A 19,374-nucleotide genomic window follows, 5' to 3' on the forward strand; every position below is an offset into this window, starting at 1 on the left:
CACCGATCTTGACACTCCTCATTCCGGCAACAGCGAATTGAACCATTCCCCTGCGAGGTAAATCACCAGCACCGACGTCACGGACCACATCATCATCCAGACAAACTTCCGCATCTATGTACCCCTCCTGAACATCGTATGACTAGTACGTAAGAAAAAGCATGCATCCCTGCATGCTTTTACTATGTCCAGAAGTAGGAAAATCCCTTACTCCGCCGCTACAGCAACGAAAGCCGGGCCGCTGATCAACTTGGACTCAACGCCATTTTCCTTCCACTCTTCGATCAGGACATCAACCGTCTCCTGAGCAAGCGGGAAGATCTGAATCACGATGAGCATATCGAGCATGGCTTTTTGCTCGTTTTTACGCGCACGTTGAAGAACGTCCGCGACGGTGTCCATCTCATCCGGTACCAGACCGCCCTCAGCGGCATGGATGTTGATGATGTTTTGACCGAACGCCACTTCGTAGACGTTGTCAGTCTCAGCCGGTGCTGGGAACTGGCGATCCTTGAAACGGGAGGTCAAGCCCATTTTCTGTACCGGGTTCAGTTTGGTGCGCTTCAGCAGGGCTTTGATATCGAAAGTTTCATTCATTTTAGGTTAGCTCCTTCCAATAAAACTACAGATCCTAGTATAACGGAAACCGCGCCAATCGTCACGAAGTCATCTGCGTCACAGGCAGCCAGATCGTGAAGGTCGTCCCCCGATCGACTTCGCTGGCGATCTCCATGTCACCGCCGTGCGCCTCAATGATCGACTTGGCATTGTGCAGGCCGAGTCCCGTGCCTTTGCTTTTGGTCGTGTAAAACGGCTCGAAGATATCCTGCAAGGAATCCTCAGGAATCCCTTGCCCGGTGTCGCGCACCTCGATGCGCACAAACTCCGGCTCCTCTGCGTCGCGTTGCACCGTCAATTCCACCCGTCCTCCCGCTGGCGTCGCGTCGATCGCGTTGCCCAACAGGTTCAGGATCACTTGGTGAACTTGGTCGCAATCCGCACGGATCGAGCCGACTTCCTGGTAGTGCTCGACCAGTCGCAAGTTCGCTTCCCGGAACACCCCTTGCATCAGGTTGCAGGTGCCTTGCAACAGCTCGACGATCTCGCAATTCTCGAAGTTCGGCGTCTGCGGGCGGGAGATGTTGAGGAAGTGGTTCACGAGGTCTTCGATGCGACGGATCTCGTTGAGGATCATTTTTCCTTTTTTCTCGGACTTTTCCGAGAACTCTTCCTGTCCGAGCATCAACTGCATCGCCAATTTGATCACCGCAACCGGGTTGCGTATCTCATGGGCGATCTGTGCAGAGAACATGCCCATCGTGGACAGGCGCTCCGAGTGGCGCATGTTGCGCTCCAATTGCACATAGCGCGTCATGTCCCGCCCGACGAGCAACAGCCGAGACTGGTGGTCCAGCGGATCGATTACCCAACGAGCATCCCAGAAGAGATGACACTCCACACCCGTGCGCGGGTTGGGGAGTTTTTCATGGAAGTCGGTCAGGTCACGCTGTTCGAGCAGCGCGACGAGAGGGGCGCTTTTTTCAGAAAAAATGTCTTGGAGCGTGCTGGCACCTCGTGCAGGAACGAGGTCTTCAGCGGAGCGATTGCGGTGCAGTATATGACCATCCCGATCCGTGATCAGGATCAGGTGGTTCGAAGTTTCCGTGAGTTTCTGCTGCAACAGCAGGGTGCGGTAGTGCTCAGACTTCAACACCATCGCCGTTTCGATGGCGTGGCCGATCGAGAGGACAGTGCCCAGCATGTAGGGACTGTGTTCCGTCTTGTACGCGGCGATGGCGAGCGCGCCGACGATCTGGCCGTTCTCGTCATGCAATGGCGCCGCCGCACAGGACATGCCATGCAGACCCTGCAGGAAGTGATCCTCCCCGACCATCTGCAACGGGCGATTCTCCTCCAACGCAGTGCCGATCGCATTGGCGCCAAAAACGCGTTCGCTCCAACACATGCCGAGCGTGGTATGTTGCTTCAACAATTCGTCTGGCAAGCGTTCCCCGCGCGTGGCGAGCAGGATGCCATCGGCGTCACAGATCGCGACGATGCACTCGCTCTCCACCGTGCGGTAGAGGTGATCGACATAGTGGAGCGCTGATTCTAGCAGGCGAGAGTTCGCCATGATGCGCGCTTGCAGTTCAGTGCCTGTGACAGGTGTGACCGACGGCAACACATGCGGGTCGATCCCATAGGAACGGGAGCGCGCCCACGCGTGATCAAACGAAGACGACTGGTGCGGATAGAGTTCATTCATCGCTTCTGGGTTCCCTTTCAGGTCGATTGATTATCATTTATTATAGCAGATTCGAAAAGGGTTGTTGGGACGAACGTCGAAATAAACAGGGACTTGAACAATCTGGAGGACTTTCATGAAAGTAACAAGACACCGCCCTGACTTCGTACTGTTCCTCGTCGTGATACTCCTTGCGCTGATCGGTTTGGTCGCAGTTTACAGCGCCAGTGCGATCTACGCATACAAAATGAAGGACACCCCGGACTACTACTTCCTTCGCCAATTGCTGTTTTTCGCCGTCGGGATGTTCGGGATGCTGTTCGCGATGAACACCAACTACCGCTTGTGGTACCGGTTGTCGCGTCCGATGCTGCTGGTCACCTACCTCCTGCTCGGCATGGTGTTGATCCCAGGCATTGGGGATACGGTCAACGGCGCGAACCGTTGGATCGGCCTCGGGCCGTTCTCGTTCCAACCGACAGAGATCGCCATGATCACGATCAATCTCTACCTCGCCTACCTGCTCACGAAAAAAGGCGATCGGGTCGACGACCCGAAAGCCTCCTTTTGGCCGTCCGTCATCCTCGTGGTCATCGGGTTCGTCCTGATCATCTGCGAGCCGGACATGGATACCGCGATCACATTCGCCGCGGGTCCGTTCCTGATCATGTTCGTCGCAGGCGTGCCGATGAAGCACTTGCGCAACACGTTCTTGCTGGCGGTGCTCGCCGCCGTACCGCTCGCCTTGATGGGCTATCGCGGCGACCGGATCAAAACCTACTTCAATCCGTTCGAGCACATGGACAAGGACGGGTATCAGATCGTGCAGTCGCTGTTTGCGATCTCGACAGGGGGTTGGACCGGTCGGGGCTTGGGACACTCGATTGAGAAGTTCTCGTACCTGCCGGAAGCGCACACCGACTTTATCTTTGCGATCTTCTCCGAGGAGTGGGGCTTGCTCGGCGGTCTGTTCCTGATCGCGCTCTACGGAGTCGTGATCTGGCGCGGGATCTACATCGCGCTGAACGTGCAGGACAAGTTCGCCCAACTGACGGCGATCGGCATCACGTCGGTCATCGCGATGGCGGTGTTTTTCAACATCGGTTCGGTGTCCGGTCTGCTGCCGGTCATCGGGGTTCCGCTACCGTTTATCTCCTACGGCGGCACGTCGCTGCTGCTCAAAATGTTCATGATGGGCATCCTGTTGAACATCTCCCGCTACACGGGCAAGCCGGGCGAAGTGAGCACGACTCAGCCGCCCGCAACCGCACCGCGCCTCAAGCACGGTGCGACGATCGACATGACGCGTTCGCGTTTTGACACATAATGAGGTGATGATCCAGATGACGAACATTCCACAAGACTTGCAACATGGTGTCTACATGATCGACCTGCTCGAATCGGGAGAGCGTGGCCGCACCGCCTCGTACATCGTGCGCGGGGATCAACAGACCGCGCTGATCGAGACCGGCTCCTCGCACTCCAGCCAGCGCATCCTCGACAGCATCACCGCACTTGGTCTGTCGCCAGCTGACATCGACTATGTGATTGTCACACACATCCATCTCGACCATTCGGGCGGCGTCGGCTACATCCTGCCACAGTTTCCGAATGCCAAAGTCGTTTGCCACCCGCGTGCGTCGCGTCATCTGATCGACCCGACGCGTCTGATCGCGGGGGCGAGCGCTGTCTACGGCGATGAGTTGGAGCGGATTTTCGGCACGATCCTGCCGGTGCCGGAGGATCGCGTGTTGGTGCGCGAGGATGGCGAGACGATCGACCTCGGCGGTCGTGTGCTGACGTTCTACGACACACCGGGCCATGCTCGTCACCACTTCTCGATTCAGGACAGCGGTTCGAACGGGATCTTCACAGGCGACACGGTGAGCATCCGCTATGTGCCAGAATTGACCGGTTGGGACTTCACCTGCCTGTTCCCGTCGACCTCGCCATCTGAGTTTGATCGCGACGCCGTGTTCCGCACGATCGAGCGTCTGGAGCAATTGCAGCCGGAGCGCATCTACCACACGCACTTCGGTGTGACGGAGCCCGCATCTACTGCATTTGAGCGCACGCGGCAAACGATTGCCGACTATGATGATTTCGCACGCGAGATGTTCCGTCCCGGTCTGCCGTGGGAGGATCTCGCTGAACGCATCCGTGCGTACATCCGTGCCGATCTAGCCGCGCACGGGCACCATGTGGTCGACTTGAGCGGCATCGAGCTGGACATCGAGTTGAACGCCAAGGGCTTGTTGTTTGTGCTCGAGAAGGAACATGCGCAGAAGCAGTAACATCGAAAAAGCACCGAGTGCCAAGGCACTCGGTGCTTTTTTCCATTCCCTTAGAACTTGAACTTCCCAACCAACATCGAGAGTTCCTCCGCCAGCATGGAAAGCGAGGACGCCGACATGGCGATCTCGTTCATGGAGGAGAGTTGCTCCTGAGCGACAGCGGAAACGTTCTGCGTACCGACCGCAGTCCCGGTCGCAACTTGGGAGATCGTCTCGAACTGATGCACCACTTGCGAAGTGCCAACCGACATCTGATCGGAGGCGCTCGATACCACCCGGATGCGCTCTGCTACTTGGTTCACCGCTTCGAGAATTTGCTCGAACGATTCCCCGGCTTTGTTCACCACGCTGATCCCTACGGTGACTTCCTCGTTCCCGCGATCCATCGACTGCATCGCTTGTAGCGTCTCGTCTTGGATGGCACGAATCAATTCACCGATCTCCAACGCCGACATGCTGGATTGCTCCGCCAACTTGCGAACTTCGTCAGCGACGACAGCAAAGCCACGGCCTTGCTCGCCCGCCCGTGCGGCTTCAATCGCCGCGTTGAGCGCCAACAGGTTGGTCTGCGCGGAGATCTTCGTGATCGCCCCCAGGATGTTGCCGATCTGCTCGGAACGCTCTCCGAGCTTCTGCACGACACCTGACAGACCGCCGATCGTCGTATGGATCGACGTCATCTGGTTGATCGCAGAGCGAATTGCTTCGTTCCCCTCGCGTGCGATCTGGGAAGTCTGCTGTGCCATATCCGACACGCTGCCCGCATTGCGAGCGATCTCTTGCGCACCGGAGGACATGCGCTCCATCTCGCCTGCACAAGAACCGACGCTCTCGACTTGGTGATCTGCCCCCGCGGAGATTTCACGGATCGTGCTGGAGATCTGCTCGGTCGCAAGCTTGGTCGACTCGGCACTCGTGTTCAATTCCTCCGAGGAGACGGAGACCATGTCCGCACTGACACTGATCTGTGAGATCAGATCGCGCAGTTTTTCCGTCATCTTGTTGTACCCGATGGCGAGGTCCCCGATCTCATCGTTGTTTTTCACGTTCAATCGGCGCGTCAGGTCGGCATCGCCCTCGGCGATCTCACGCAACTGCAGGTTGATCTCGCGAATCGGGGCGAGGATCGTTCGGATGAACACGTAGATCGCAAATACCGCCACGACCACCGCGCTGGCACCTCCGTAGAAGATCCAACCCTTCGCATCTGCGATCGCTTGCTGGCCATCTGTCCAGACGATTTTCCCGATCTTCATAAACTCTGCCATCAGCTTCTCGTCTGAGGTGCGCAGGACGGCCATGTCCGCATCCACCTTGGCGACCGCAGCCCGAGCTTCTGCCAACTTGCCGCTTTTGCCCAGTTGAATCTGTGTGTCCAATTGTACCTGTAGATCTTTGACTTTCGGTAGGACGTCTTTCTCGACGAGGTCTTTGATCACGTCGTGGTTCAGTTCGCCGCTCCGAACCGTTTCAATGTCCTTTTGCAATTTGGCTTGGGTCGCTTGATAGGACGAGAGCGAACTCTCTTGCCCATTCAACAGATAGCCGCGCACGCTGTTCTGCATCGAGACGAGATCGGTAACCAGCGCATCTGCCGCTTTGTTTTTCGGCTGTACCTGTTCAACGACTGTACCCTCCAACTGCTCCAAGGAGATAAAATGTTGGTAACATCTCCAACCGATCAAAAGCAGTAGGAACACGACGATTCCGTTCCAGATCACCATCCGTACACGCAAAGAATAGCGCATCTTCTTCATTTTCATAAGTCCGGGTACCCTCCCATTGCTCAGGCAAAATACATGTACCTACTTCGACAACGTAATGCGCAAACCTTTTTAGTTAAATAGAACATAATCAATCATATATTACTGATATTTCAAACTAATAAGATATAAAAAAGAACCATGTACCCTCAGGTACATGGTTCTTTCACACATGTTCTTAATAGCGGAATTTCCCGACCAACATCTGCAACTCGTCCGCCAGATCGGCCAAGGTCGACGCCGACGTGGCAATTTCTTCCATCGAGGCGAGTTGTTCCTGTGCAACAGCGGAAGCATTTTGCGTACCGGAAGCTGCACCTTCTGCCACATGGGAGATCGCTTCGAACTGGTTGACAACTTGCGACGTGCCTGCAGACATCTGCTGCGAGGCAGCCGACACTTCGCGAATCTGTGTCGCCACATCGGTGACCGCTACGAGGATCTGTTCGAACGAAGCACCGGCGGTGTTGACGACACTGATGCCGACAGTCACTTCCTTGGTGCCCTTTTCCATTGAGGCGATCGCTTGGCTGGTCTCGTCCTGGATGGCGCGGATCAGTTCCCCGATCTCCTGTGCGGACGAACTGGACTGCTCGGCGAGCTTGCGCACCTCATCTGCGACCACGGCAAAGCCACGGCCTTGCTCCCCTGCACGCGCCGCCTCGATCGCTGCGTTGAGCGCGAGCAAGTTGGTTTGGCCGGAGATCGCGGTGATCGCTTCGATGATCTCCCCGATTTGTACAGAGCGTTGGCCAAGTTTCTGCACCACGCTGGAGAGGTCTTCGATCGTAGCATGGATCGAGGTCATCTGGTTGATCGCCGAACGGATCGCTTGGTTCCCCGTCGTCGCGATCTCCGACGTGTGGTTCGCCATCTGCGAAACGTGGTTCGCGCTGGCTGCAATCTGTTGTGCCCCCGAGGACATCTGATCCATCTCCGCCGCACAATCGCCCACACTGCGCACTTGGTGGTCCGCCCCTTCGGCGATCTCCAAGATCGTGCTGGAGATCTGCTCCGTCGCTTGCTTGGTCATATCGGCGCTGGCGTTCAACTCGACAGCAGACGAAGCGACCTGCTCCGCGCTGACACTGATCTGACCGACCAGCGAGCGGAGGTTGTCGACCATGCGATTAAACGATCTCGCGAGGTCGCCGATCTCGTCGTTGTTTTTGACTTTGATATGCTTGGTCAAGTCGCCATCGCCCGCCGCGATCTCTTCCAATTGACGGTTGACGTTGCGAATCGGGTAGAGAATGGTACGGATGAACACGATGATGAAGATGACGGCCGTCAGAACCGCCAACGGGCCGACGCCCAAGATCCAGACGCGAGCTTGCTGGGTCTTGCTCTTGCTCTCATCCCAGGAATCGTTGGTCAGCTTGGCGATGTCCACGCTGATCTTGTCATAGATGGCGCGGAATTGATCCATCGCGGCCTTGCCATCGTTGATCTTGGCTCGAGCTTCCTCCAATTTGCCGCCTTTGACAAGTTGAATCTGCCCCTCAAAGTAGCTCTGCACGCTCGTGATCTGCGGCAGGGCTTGGTTTTCAACGAGGTCCTTCATGATCGGGTGTTCGTCCTCATGGAGGCGGATCGTCGCCAAGTCTTTGTCCAGTTGGGCTTGACCAGCTTTGTACGGGTCGAGGAATTCCTCACGACCTGTGATCACATACCCACGCACGCCGGTCTCCATGTTGACGAGGTCGGTCAACAGGTTATGTGCGGCGCTCCCGGTCGGGATCGCATCAGTCACAATCAGGTTCGTCTGATCTTCCAACTCCCCGAAGATCTGATAACAAGCCACACAGATGAAGATGAGGAAGAAAACAACAACACTGTTCGTGACACTGACACGAAGACGCAAGGGAATACGCATTTTCTTTTTCATGACGGTTAGAGATCCTCCCCATTGCTATTCAATCAAACCTTTTTCTTATAGTTAAGAAGTTCGACATGGAGGTTAATAACCCTTCTTACATTGAACGTAAAAAAAGTAGGCGGGGTCACACCCCTGCCTACTTTTTTCACATGCCGAGCGCAAATCTGTGTCGGATCGGATACTGCGGTCCGTTTTTGCCAGCGGAGACCGATTCGTAGAGGTGCAAGCCCCCCACGCGCCACGTCATTCCAGACGGTGGTGACGCGACAGACTCCGGTCGAAAGGCAACATCCGCGCTGTGCAAACGCCCGAGCGTGATGTGCGGTCGAAAGGCACCGTGGTTGTAGGAATCGACTTGGAAGGCGGTCGAGAGTGCCTGTACGACGTTGCGTTGCAGCTCTTGCAAGGCATTCATCGCACCTTGCACACCACACCAGACCACTTTCGCCCGCGGGAACCAGCCCACTTCACCCAGTTCCAACTCAAAAGCAGGCAATCCGCGCGTCGCCGCCTCCACCAACTCGATCAGTTGTGTCACCTGCGCCGCTTCGAGGTTGCCCATAAACTGCACGGTGAGGTGCAACTGATCAGGATTGTACCAACGCTTGACGTCGAGGTGCGGTTCGAGACGCTTTTGCAACGCGATCAATTCGGGACCGCACACGTCCGCTGGAACATCCACGCCGAGAAAATACCGTCCCGCCATGCCTGCATCCTCCCTTGTAGAACCCAGATTCTTACGCGAAAAACTGCTCCGCACGCTGCAGGTCGTTGTGGTCGTCTACTTCTACCCAACGCAGGTCGCCGACGTCGACGACGCCGAGCTTCCAGTTCTCGCGGATCAACTCTTGGAAGGCGCGCTCGTAGTACTCGTTCAACTCGCCTTGTTCCACCAACTGCGCGAGGTGGCGCACGATGGCCGGCACATCTGCGGAGTTCATCTTGCACAGGCCGATCGATTCGCCCAGACCGCGCTCGACGGTGATCTCTTTGCTGAGTTCGGTGACATGGCCTTGCTCATCGAGGATGAACTTCATCGCTTCCTCATCGAGTTTGGACTGCATGTCCACCGCCAAGTGGCTGGCTGGATGATTCGCCACGCGGCGCAAGATCTCGCTGTCCAGCAACAAGTCGCCGTCGGTCAGCACGAACCCGTCCTGTAGGAACTCCTGTGCACAGAGCAGCGTGTAGCCGTTGTTGGTCTCGTCGTAGCGTTCGTTGTGTACGAGACGCACGGGCGTCTGGTGCGTTTTTTGCCACTCCTCGACGAACGCGGCGATCTGCTCCTGCAAGTAGCCGGTGATCAGCACGACTTCGGTGAACGCGCCGACTTCCTCCGCCCCTTCCAAGAAGCGTTGCAGAATCGATTTGCCACCGATCTCAACCAGACACTTGGGTCGGTTGTCGGTCAGCGGGCGCAGGCGCGAACCCACGCCTGCTACTAGGATAACCAGTTTCATATTCTCACCACTCCTATTCGACAGTTGCGGCTGCTTCGACAACTGCATCCGCACTTTGCTTGAGCTGGAAACCGCGCTCCATCAAATCGAGGAACGCGCGGACATGCTCCTCACGCACATGACCGATGTTGGCGATCTGGAACGCACGGCCTAGCAACGGCCCTTTGCCGCGATAGATCACGTAGTTATGTTGCTTGACCCAATCGTGGAAGCCTTCGACGTCCACGTCTGCCGGGTAGAACACCGTCGTCAACACGCGCGACATCTGCTGCTCCTCGACCGGGAACGACATGCCGAGTTTTTTCAAGCGGTTGCGGATCAGGCTGGACAGGTGACCATAGTGTTGCATGCGCTTCTCCAGCGTGTCTTCCAACAGTTCGTCCAGCGCCGTCTCCAGCGCGTAGAACAGCGAAACTGCCGGGGTGTTCGGCGTCTGGTAGTGCAGGTCTTCGAATTCGTAATGTCTGTACAAATCGAGGTAGCGGGTGTGGGCAGGAACGTCCCGAAGCGCTTGAAAAGCGCTGCGCTTGCCACAGACGAACGCGAGGCCCGGCAGCGACGCCAGCGCTTTGTTCGCAGACGCGGTGCAGAACGTGATGTTCGCTTTTTCCACACTCAACGCTTCAGCCCCGATCGAGGACACGGCATCGACGAGGAAGTCCACGTGATACGGTTTGAGCAGTGCCCCGATCTCGTTGATCGGGTTGAGCATGCCGGTCGAAGTCTCGTGGTGTACCATCATCAGCGCGTCATAGTCGCCTGTGGCGATGGTTTGCTCGATTTTGGCGAGGTCCATCGGGTGCGTCCAACCGAATTCCAGCGCGGTGTGGTTCAGGTTGTGACAACGGGCGAGGTCGAGCAAGCGGTTGCCGAACTCGCCATTGGAGAGGATCAGCAACTTTTTGCCCGGCCCATAAGAGGAGAGCAGAGCTTCGTTGGCGGCAGTGCCGGAGCCGGTGATGATCACATTGGTGTATTCATGGTTCGCGCCATAGACGTTGTTCAGCTTGGCACGGCAACGGGTCAGGATCTCGATGAATTCCGTCTCGCGATGGCCGATGTCGGCGTGCAGGAGTGCGGATTTGACTTTTTTGGAGACCATGACCGGGCCTGGGCAGAGCAGGACTTGTTCGGAGACTTGTGGTGCAGCGACTTCCTCGCGCGTTTCCGTAAACAGGCGTACCGCTTGCAAGTAGTCGGTCACGAAGTCGATCTCAATCCACGAGTTCTCCGTCACGGCTTGCAACTCGAACGGATGCCCGACTGCGATCTCGTTGAACGCTTCCTCGTAGTAGCCGTCCTTGTGCGAGGCGAGGGCGGCAAAAAACGCCTCATTCGCCTCTGCAGAGATCACGGCGACACCGACGAATTCGCCCAGCGAGCGATCGGTGGCGATTTTTTTGCTGAGGTAGACGTGGCCATCGGCTGGATCTTGGGCGACTTTCATCTCCTCTGGTGAGGAGATCGATTTCGCTTCATAGAGCAGGGTGTTACCCGTCAGTGCGATGAACGATTCGAACACCGCGTCTACCGCCACAACGTCGCCGTCCAGCAGGAAAAACGAATCCCCGCGCACATGATCTGCTGCGAGCCATGCGGAGTAGGCGGTGCTGGTGGTTTTGTAGTGGTTGTTTTCTACGAAGTGTACGTTGCACGGCGGGTTGGACGCGGCGAGATGTTCGCGGATCGCGTGTCCTTCGTAGCCGATGACGACCGTGACGTCGGTGACGCCGAGGCTTGCCAATTGACGAATCTGGCGGGAGAGAATCGATTCTGAACCGATCGGCAGGAGCGCCTTCGGGAGCGTTTGTGTAATCGGGGCTAAACGTTCGCCGTCGCCGGCTGCCAGGATGACTGCTTTCATGCCCGACACCTCATTTCATCGAGTAATAAGATTTCCATGCTTTGAACGGTTTGTAGACAGCAAACAGAGCGGAGATCGCGACGATGCCAACCAGCGTCCAATAAGCGCCGACGATGGCCGCAGCGAGCACGACAAATGCGTACTGCTCGTCAATCGAGAAGTCGATCACGAACTTGCGACGACCTGCGGTCGGTCGACCGAGTGTCGGACCTGCCGATGCAGCCGCTTCTTGTTGGGCTTGATCCTGTTGCGGGATCGCACGGTTCATCTGGCCGTAATACTCCAACAGGAACAGGAAAAACAGAGCGCCGAGCGCCCAGAGATAGACGGTGGTGTCGTCATGCGTGCGAGCATAGCCCCATGCGAGGGTGGAGACGAATGCAAATTCCTTGATCCGGTCGCACATCTGATCCAACCACCCGCCAAACGGGCTCATCTTGCCGGTATAGCGTGCAAGTTGCCCATCGCACCAGTCGAGGACGTAGGAGACATAGAGGATCACAGCGCCGAGGATCAGCGAAAGGGTCGAGCCTTCATAGAAGAACCCGCAGGCAGTCAGGCCCAGCACCAACGAGATCAGTGTCATATGATTGGGGTGCAGCCCCATTTTTGCCGCCGCATCCGTGATCGGAATTGACAGCCACGTGTAACACTTTCCTAAGTAGTAGTTGCTGTACTTCGTCACCGACTCAATCTGTCGGTATCTCTCCCGTAAACTCATCGTGTACATCCTCTCCCCTTATGTGAAAAAACTAGCAGACTCTTTACAAAAAAAGACTTGTTTTTCGATAGATTCCACACACCAGCATACATCCAAATCGGAGGAAAGACAATAAAAAAAAGCACCCAATTGCCTCTAGCTTGGGTGCTCGTTATTTCCTACGCAATACTTAAAAACGACTCCAATCGACATGCTTGTTGAGAATCGACACGAAGGTCTCCAAACCCGCACGGTCGGCGTCGTCGAAACGTTCTGCTACGGGCGCGTCGATGTCGAGAACTCCGATCAGGCGGTCGCCATCGAGAATCGGGACGACGATTTCCGAACGCGAAGCGGCATCACAGGCGATGTGACCTGGGAAAGCGTGGACATCCGCGACAACGATCGTCTCGCGATTGCCAGCAGCCGTGCCACACACGCCTTTTCCCAGCGGGATGCGCACACAGGCTGGCTTCCCGATGTGTTCCATACACAAAACTAGATGTGTTTAATCAAGGTTGCAACAAACTGCTCGAGGTATTTGCGATCAACATCATCGAATCGGTCGGTTATCGGGCTGTCGATATCGAGGACCCCAATTAGACTGTCGCCAGCGATGATCGGCACTACGATCTCAGAGCGTGAAGCTGCGTCACATGCGATATGACCCGGGAAAGCGTGAACATCTGGCACGACGATGGTTTCACGGGTACTGGCGGCGGTGCCGCATACTCCTCTTCTCAATGGAATGCGAACGCAAGCCGGGAGCCCTTGGAATGGACCCAACACAAGTTCACCATCCCCATCCATTAGGTAGAATCCAACCCAGTTGATTTTTTCAAGAAATTGGTTCAGAAGCGCGGAGGCGTTCGAAAGATTCGCGATGAGATTCGTCTCGCCCTCGATCAAAGCATCCAGTTGCTTAATAACCAAATCGTAGTTTTCTTCTTTCGTGCCAGTGTAACCTTGTGCCGAGAACATAATAACCCTCTTTTCGTCTTGGTATGAAGAAAGTATACTCTATGAATCTGCTTCTTTCTATTTTTCGTGTTACAGTTATATCGCGGTAGGAATGCTATCGTTAAGAAGCATTCCTACCGCTCACTGCTCACAGTACTGAATCTAATTGGAAGTAGGATGAAAGAATGGATTTTGCCGATGGCACTCGTATCGTACATAACTTGCTCACTCTCCGTATACTCGCGATCAAAACAGAACAAGTCGTTGTAGAACTGGTGATTTACCAAAACCCACTCAATCAAGGCAAACTGATCTACGCAACATACTACCTATACCGTCCTGAGCCTTTCGAAGAATCCGAACGCATCGAAGAGTGTATTTATTACGATGGGAAGGTCTCCAACAGAAAGTTACTCCTAGCCCTGCAAGCCGAAGTGTGCGAGAAATTTCTGATGGGTCGTTCTGATGAATGGTTGTTTGACGCGATCTCCGATGCATACGAACAAGAACTACAGGCTTTACAGTAACAAAAAAGAGCCACTCCACTGCGGGGCGGCTCTTTTTCGTGCGAGCATGATACACTTGAATTGCGGCCAGCAACAATAAGCACCCCTTGCATAAGGAGGGAAAGCAATGCGGATGGCTTTTTGTCTAATGTACGGTTGTCCTAAAACGACCGTTACAGTGTATCGTCGATCAGCGGGTACCAGCGGAAATTGGATGGTTTTGTGCTTTCATAGTTTCCTGTGAACCCACCATCATAATTGGACCAAGAATAGTATCTTCTCGTTATTAGATCCATTTTAAGGTTCGGGTATCTGTACCACGAATCATAGTAACCGCCAGTTAATTTTTTCGATGGCATTTTTGCTACAACATCTCTACCTATTTTCTCCTGGAAGTCTTTTAACTCTTGCTTCACTTTAGTACGGTTTTCTTGGGTGATTTTATTGCTGTATTGTAAATCGTAGAAAAAAGTTGAATCATATTTTACCTGTACCCAATAATCATACGCTGAAGTAATGGAATTATTTTCGTAAACATTGTACGTAAACCAAGTGTCACCTATTGATGTCTGTAAGTTGGAGTAATTGTTTTTCAGATAGAATTGAAGGTCAGTTGCCGTTTCGAGTTTTTGTGTGGCTGATCCGCCGCTCGAATTCGATACTAGTGAATTAAGGCTAATCGATGCAGTTGTATCATTCCCAACGGTTAAGAAACGATCATCGAAAGGACCGTCAATTTTGTAGTCAAGATTCGTTATTTTTGAAAGATCGCTTTCAACCGCCACAACTATGTTTCCTTTTTTAATTACCTTACCCATGAATGTGCCACCAACCGAATCGGAATAGCTCAAAGACTTTCCCGCTTCTGCTTGTTCTTTAGTATTTAACACAAGAGTCCCTTGAGAAGGGAACCAATGCATTACTGCGTTTGATGTGTTCTCGACCTCAACTTCCATTACAACTGCATTAATTGGTGTTTGGTACTGAGTACTTTTGTAGGAATTATGTAGCGAAACACGGGAGATATGCATTTTCATGGAACCACTTATAACGTCTACATTAACTGCATAACTTTTGTTTGTATCTGTTGTACCCGACGAAGGTGAGTTCGAATTTTCCGATTGGGCGGGTTGTTTGATCTTATCGATTGTAACTGTATTTGTATTTGCTTCCCAACCGACATTAGCTCCGAATTGTTCGGCAACAAAACGCGCAGGTACGTATGTCCGTCCCTCATATTCCAATACCGTGTAACCAGATGGAACCGATTTTTGCACTCCATCGAACTTGAAGTGGATATAACCTGCATCATTGACCATCAGAGTCGCAGCTCCCGCAGTTGCAACACTAGCTAACACACTACCAACAACAAATCCACTAACCCATTTTTTCATTCTTCTCGTCTCCGTTCTAATGGAAGTAATATAGTTCACGAAGTAATGATTCAACTGTGATACTCAAATATCCTTTCTATATCAAATCCTTTAAAACGCAGGATTTTACCTATTACCCCCAATACGACCCCGATCTATGCCGGGGTCTTTTCTTTTGCCTTCCCTCGCTTCCGGCGCTCCTTCTTCTCAGCCTCCGACTCTTCTGCCTTCTCCAGCTCGTTGTGCAGCCATTCTGAGTCCTTCTGCGCATACTCCACCCGTCGGCGCTGGATCTCGCCAGAGACTTCCTTCCACGGGCGACCGAACTGCCGTGCGCATGCCTCGCGCCGCGCAGTTCGGTCCTGCACATGCGCCGGCGGCTGGCACATCTTGGCGATGAACGCGACCTCTGTCTTAGAAGGGAGCTTTTTCGTGACCACCGCCTCGTACTGGCCTAGCGATCGCCAAGCCTCCACCGGGTCGAGCGGCGCGATGATGGCGGCCAAGTCCTTGAACGCCTGCACATCCTTGCTTTTGTACATGGTGACCTGTATGCCTCCGCTCTGGAACGCATCCCACAGCTTCCCTAGCTGTGCGCGGCTATGGCCAAACATGACCAGCTTGCAACGGTACTTACGCAACTCGACCGCTGCGTCCTCACCGAGCTTGGTCGCCATCTCGCCCCTTATGAATCTGTGAGGTTCATCGAGCAGGACGACGAACGGTTTGCGCTTGCTCCGATCCGCGATGTCGACGCGGCTATACGCGGCCTCCAGCAGGACCTTCGCGAGCATGTAGGTCATGATCGCCTCTTGGCCGTCAGGCCCGAACGAAGACTTGTCACAGTAGATCGTCACGCAGTAGCCGTAGCCACCTTCCTCGTTGTCGGCGTACTTGCGGAAGTCGAGCGGTTCAACCGGCTGTTGATAGAACAGATTGGTGCGGAACCGATCGGAAGACAGGGCCCGGAGGCGGCTCATGATCCCATCGCGGGAGATGTCCTCCGAACCACGACGCGCTTTGTCTTGGAGCGCCTGCAGGTCAAGTGCAATGTCCAGTTGAGCGGCGACGTCAGGGCGCGACAGCAGCTCCTCACGGTAGGCCGGGCTGTTCAGCGCCAACTCAATGTCGAGCGGCGCCGAACCCGCCGCGCGCGACACGGATGCAAGGTAGCGCTCCATTCGATCGGTGAAAGCGTCCGTGGCGATGCCGGCGACGAACTGCCGCAAGAACATACGACCTGCCTCGCGGGACTTCTCCGCTTCGAGTTCGGCGTCAGCCGTCACTTCATTGAACTTCGGATCGAACGCCCAGCGTAGAGCCACAGGCCACGCTTTGTTGGTCAGGTCGATGTGTATGATCTTTTCTGGCGGGTAGTCGGTCGGGAGTGTATTTTGAAGCTCACGAACGGCCGCGCCGTCGGCAGTATCGAAGAAGAACACCGTCTGGCCGTTCGTGATCGCCGCGTGCGCCCGGTGCTTCGCCTCACTGGTCTTGCCCCCACCCTGCTCCCCGAAGACGAACTCTGGCAGGCAGTACGCGTCGTTGACCTGCTCCTGCGAGGTCGAACCGAACGCCTTGAGCGGAACCCTCGCCGTCCTGTTGGAACCACGCTCCACGACCGTGCCGATGTCGATACCTGGTACGTCCGCCAAGAACAACTCATCGGGCAGGCTGACCTCCGGTTTGGTCACGGCATCGATCGCGCTGTACTCCTCCTGCAGCGCCCGTTGCGGCAACTTCACAAAGTGTGCAATCTCCGCACCGGTTAGGATCTGACGTTTGCGGAATCGGAGCGGCACGGGAAGTCGCCGGCGTTGTAGGTCGCGCAGCCAGCGCGCCTTGAACCAGCGCCACACACGTTTCTCCACCAACACGTTGTCCTGATCCAACTGCTTGAGTGCACACCGCACCCCATTCGCGAGGAAACGTCTCCGGCGCTCGTCGTCGCTGGTCACGGTAATGCGGATCACCGTATCGAAACCATAGCCTGCGGTCTTCATCTCGCTGGACTGGTGCAGCGCCCGCTCCTTCCCCCACCAGCGCGGTTTTTTGGCTTGGGCAAACTCCTCGCGGGCACGTTCGGCAACGCGACCCCACGAGTTCTCCGCCGCCTGCATGCCGATCTGGAGGACAACGCGATCACCAGACGACATACCCCGCGTCAACTCCGCGATCTGCGCAAGTGGAGTTTCTTGCATGCGTCGATCGGTCTTCAGCGAGAGAAATGCGGGTCGCGCCAGCCGGAGCTCATAGAACGTCGACCGCCCCGGCTCGATCCCGGACGCTGGGCACTCCGCATCGGCCAGCGTGACATTCCTCCAGACGGAGCGCGCATGTTGTTGGACCTGCTCATACAGTGACGAATTGGTCGTTATGTAGGTGCGGAAGCTCTGCGGCTCCAGCACCGTTTCAAAGAAGATGCGGTCCGGGTCTTCGGCGCGCCCACTTGACCACCGTTGCCAAAGCTCGCGGTAGGAGTCCGCGATAACCCGCGTGAAGTGCTCGATGTTCTCGTTCTTGACGCTCGCGTGGGGGATCAACTGAAACGTGCGGTACGCGGGCACAACGGCGGGCTTCTCCTGTACCGGCGACTTCATTTCCTCGAGTATCACATCAGCGCCAGCGTCGGGCATTGCGGACGTTGCGGCGACCTCCTCCAAGGTGACCGCCGACTCTTTTACCGGAGCAGATACAGGGCGGCGAGCGGGCGGCACAAGAAACGCCACACTCACCCCGCTGCCGGTCTGCCTCGTGACCATGAGACGGTTTTTCACGCCATCACCATCTTCCATAGGAGTTTGACGAACTGGACACCCTTCACAACGCCGCTGTCCGGCACCCGCACGGCGAACTGGACTCCGTAGATTGCGCCGAGCATGAACCCGAAGGTAAGCCCGATCAAGAGTCGCATCAGGACACCCCCGTTGTGCGCGCTACTTCGAGCAGGTGCAGGAGCTGGCCGTTCAACCAGGTGAAGACGGTAGCGATGAGGAGTGCTCCGGCTTCAGCGCAAAAGATGCCACCATAGACAAGTCCGCTGATGAACCCCAGCTTCTTCCCCCATTCCTTCTTGATTGCGAACAGAAGGACTACCGCGATGAAATCGTATTCCACCGACGCGATCACCGCGTCCTCGAACGGGTGGGCCTGCGATGCCCCTGCTACTCCTGCACCAACGGCGAATGCCGGAGCGGCGGTGAGTAATGCGGCGGCGGCCAAGGTGCACGCAACAGCTACTCGCTTCGAGGTGTTGCGCGTAGCGGTCGGTGTATCGATCATCCGGCCCGACGCGCGCACCTTCTGGTTCTTCGGAGACGGCACCGCCGCCTGAACAACCACTTCGTTCACCAGACACCCATTGATTTTCACGATCATTGCAGATTCCCCCTCAAATTGGTATATTCCCGCCCTCCAACCGCATACGCTTGCAGCAGAGCGCTTGCGCGGCGCTCGCGAGCTCCATAGGCAAACTCTGACCGTCGGGAAACCGGCGGTTTTTTTATTGTTCTGCTTGGCGCTGTGCTGCACTGTGCTGTGTGGCGTTGAGTTGTGCTTTCAGGCGTTCACGGCGTTGCCGCTCTGCGTTGGCGAGTTGCTTTTTTACGAAACCTGCGAAATTCGGGATCTGCTTGAGATACTCGTGCGCGAGATAGTCCTCCTCTTTCCCCAGATTGAATTCGACCGGCTTACGCACGACTTGACGCACACCATCTCTCATACCCACTCGCCATCCTTCTCGATCCGGTCGATTTCGCGCTCGACGGCTGCCATCAACTCAAACACCTTGTTCCAGTGCTCGTTGAGGCCCTCCAAGTCGGCTTTCAGTTGCTCTACACGCTCCATCTCGACACCCCCATATTGTGCTGTGCGGCACTGTACTGCGTTGTGTGGTGTGGCACTGTGCCGTGCTGTTGGTAGAGCATACGACGTACCGCTTGTCCAATATGTCGGAGTTCAGAAAAGTATCAAGATCGACATTTTGGACAACACTGAGGACATCAACCGAAAGCGACGGGAGGTCCTTATATGGCTTGGTTTGGTCTTGGCAAAAACAGAAGTGCATTGGGGCGCTTTTTAGATACGAGTGGAATCACGCAGCAGGAAGTCTCGAAAAAAAGCGGCGTTCCGCACAGCACGATCAGCGAATGGTGTGATGGCAGTAAGCGTACTCGTCCCATCCGTCGAACAGCCTTAAAGGTCTTGCGGGCGATAAAGGAGTTGACGGGAGAAGCCAAGGAGTATGAGGATTTTTGGGCATGAAAAAAGGACACCGCCGGGCTTATCCCCCTGCGGTGTACTTTGGGTATCCAGACTTTCGCCTCAGCTC

The 19,374-nt window shown here is 55.4% G+C and carries 20 protein-coding genes; 4 read left to right on the forward strand and 16 right to left on the reverse strand.

The window, feature by feature from the left end:
- Positions 1-207: 207 nt before the first annotated feature.
- Positions 208-597 (reverse strand): hypothetical protein, encoded by a 390-nt coding sequence (locus tag C7459_RS17740; RefSeq protein WP_109690627.1) that lies wholly within the window; start codon positions 595-597, stop codon positions 208-210.
- A 61-nt stretch (positions 598-658) separates the two neighbouring features.
- Positions 659-2,266 carry an ATP-binding protein gene (locus C7459_RS17745; protein ID WP_109690628.1) on the reverse strand — a complete coding sequence of 536 codons (1,608 nt, stop codon included), beginning with the start codon at positions 2,264-2,266 and terminating at the stop codon, positions 659-661.
- 115 nt (positions 2,267-2,381) lie between these two features.
- Between C7459_RS17745 and ftsW the strand changes: the two genes are divergently transcribed.
- On the forward strand, positions 2,382-3,572 hold the full coding sequence (gene ftsW / locus C7459_RS17750; protein ID WP_109690629.1) for a putative lipid II flippase FtsW: 1,191 nt from the start codon (positions 2,382-2,384) through the stop codon (positions 3,570-3,572).
- 16 nt (positions 3,573-3,588) lie between these two features.
- Positions 3,589-4,539, forward strand: a complete 951-nt coding sequence (locus C7459_RS17755) for an MBL fold metallo-hydrolase (protein WP_245884620.1) — start codon at positions 3,589-3,591, stop codon at positions 4,537-4,539.
- Between the two features lie 50 nt (positions 4,540-4,589).
- Here the strand turns inward: C7459_RS17755 and C7459_RS17760 are convergent, their stop codons facing one another.
- The 8 genes from C7459_RS17760 to C7459_RS17795 form a co-directional block, all read right to left on the reverse strand.
- Positions 4,590-6,302 carry a methyl-accepting chemotaxis protein gene (locus tag C7459_RS17760; protein ID WP_109690631.1) on the reverse strand — a complete coding sequence of 571 codons (1,713 nt, stop codon included), beginning with the start codon at positions 6,300-6,302 and terminating at the stop codon, positions 4,590-4,592.
- A gap of 178 nt (positions 6,303-6,480) precedes the next feature.
- Positions 6,481-8,190 carry a methyl-accepting chemotaxis protein gene (locus C7459_RS17765; RefSeq protein ID WP_109690632.1) on the reverse strand — a complete coding sequence of 570 codons (1,710 nt, stop codon included), beginning with the start codon at positions 8,188-8,190 and terminating at the stop codon, positions 6,481-6,483.
- Positions 8,191-8,326: 136 nt separating this feature from the next.
- The gene (thpR, locus tag C7459_RS17770) at positions 8,327-8,887 is read right to left on the reverse strand and encodes an RNA 2',3'-cyclic phosphodiesterase (RefSeq protein WP_109690633.1); all 561 of its coding nucleotides are present in this window, start codon (positions 8,885-8,887) and stop codon (positions 8,327-8,329) included.
- A 31-nt stretch (positions 8,888-8,918) separates the two neighbouring features.
- The gene (locus C7459_RS17775) at positions 8,919-9,641 is read right to left on the reverse strand and encodes a phosphocholine cytidylyltransferase family protein (RefSeq protein WP_170119534.1); all 723 of its coding nucleotides are present in this window, start codon (positions 9,639-9,641) and stop codon (positions 8,919-8,921) included.
- Positions 9,642-9,654: 13 nt separating this feature from the next.
- Entirely contained in the window at positions 9,655-11,505 is a 1,851-nt protein-coding gene (locus C7459_RS17780; protein ID WP_109690635.1) for an aminotransferase class V-fold PLP-dependent enzyme, read from the reverse strand.
- Between the two features lie 10 nt (positions 11,506-11,515).
- The gene (locus tag C7459_RS17785) at positions 11,516-12,226 is read right to left on the reverse strand and encodes a CDP-alcohol phosphatidyltransferase family protein (protein WP_170119535.1); all 711 of its coding nucleotides are present in this window, start codon (positions 12,224-12,226) and stop codon (positions 11,516-11,518) included.
- A 169-nt stretch (positions 12,227-12,395) separates the two neighbouring features.
- Positions 12,396-12,668: a GAF domain-containing protein gene (locus C7459_RS17790; protein WP_425450734.1), complete on the reverse strand. Its 273-nt coding sequence runs from the start codon at positions 12,666-12,668 to the stop codon at positions 12,396-12,398.
- A gap of 35 nt (positions 12,669-12,703) precedes the next feature.
- A complete protein-coding gene (locus C7459_RS17795) occupies positions 12,704-13,186 on the reverse strand; it encodes a GAF domain-containing protein (protein WP_109690638.1) in 483 nt (160 codons plus the stop codon).
- A 164-nt stretch (positions 13,187-13,350) separates the two neighbouring features.
- Between C7459_RS17795 and C7459_RS17800 the strand changes: the two genes are divergently transcribed.
- Entirely contained in the window at positions 13,351-13,692 is a 342-nt protein-coding gene (locus tag C7459_RS17800) for a hypothetical protein (RefSeq protein WP_109690639.1), read from the forward strand.
- A 152-nt stretch (positions 13,693-13,844) separates the two neighbouring features.
- On the opposite strand, the gene C7459_RS17805 is transcribed toward C7459_RS17800, so the two are convergent.
- From C7459_RS17805 to C7459_RS24045, 6 genes are all read right to left on the reverse strand, one after another.
- Positions 13,845-15,065 carry a stalk domain-containing protein gene (locus C7459_RS17805; RefSeq protein WP_109690640.1) on the reverse strand — a complete coding sequence of 407 codons (1,221 nt, stop codon included), beginning with the start codon at positions 15,063-15,065 and terminating at the stop codon, positions 13,845-13,847.
- Between the two features lie 134 nt (positions 15,066-15,199).
- Positions 15,200-17,821 (reverse strand): type IV secretory system conjugative DNA transfer family protein, encoded by a 2,622-nt coding sequence (locus C7459_RS17810; protein WP_146201034.1) that lies wholly within the window; start codon positions 17,819-17,821, stop codon positions 15,200-15,202.
- The gene (locus tag C7459_RS23460; protein ID WP_170119536.1) at positions 17,818-17,958 is read right to left on the reverse strand and encodes a hypothetical protein; all 141 of its coding nucleotides are present in this window, start codon (positions 17,956-17,958) and stop codon (positions 17,818-17,820) included. Before C7459_RS23460 ends, C7459_RS17810 begins: the two co-directional genes overlap by 4 nt.
- Positions 17,958-18,422, reverse strand: coding sequence for a hypothetical protein (locus C7459_RS17815; protein ID WP_109690642.1), 465 nt, complete (start codon positions 18,420-18,422; stop codon positions 17,958-17,960). The genes C7459_RS23460 and C7459_RS17815 overlap by 1 nt, the downstream gene beginning before the upstream one ends.
- A gap of 124 nt (positions 18,423-18,546) precedes the next feature.
- Positions 18,547-18,765, reverse strand: a complete 219-nt coding sequence (locus tag C7459_RS17820; protein WP_109690643.1) for a hypothetical protein — start codon at positions 18,763-18,765, stop codon at positions 18,547-18,549.
- The gene (locus C7459_RS24045; RefSeq protein WP_281272787.1) at positions 18,762-18,890 is read right to left on the reverse strand and encodes a hypothetical protein; all 129 of its coding nucleotides are present in this window, start codon (positions 18,888-18,890) and stop codon (positions 18,762-18,764) included. The genes C7459_RS17820 and C7459_RS24045 overlap by 4 nt, the downstream gene beginning before the upstream one ends.
- Before the next feature lie 183 nt (positions 18,891-19,073).
- Here C7459_RS24045 and C7459_RS17825 point away from each other — a divergent pair, with 183 nt between their 5' ends.
- The gene (locus tag C7459_RS17825; RefSeq protein ID WP_109690644.1) at positions 19,074-19,307 is read left to right on the forward strand and encodes a helix-turn-helix domain-containing protein; all 234 of its coding nucleotides are present in this window, start codon (positions 19,074-19,076) and stop codon (positions 19,305-19,307) included.
- Positions 19,308-19,374: the final 67 nt, after the last annotated feature.

This window comes from Tumebacillus permanentifrigoris (assembly GCF_003148565.1).
Taxonomy (GTDB): Bacteria; Bacillota; Bacilli; order Tumebacillales; family Tumebacillaceae; genus Tumebacillus; species Tumebacillus permanentifrigoris.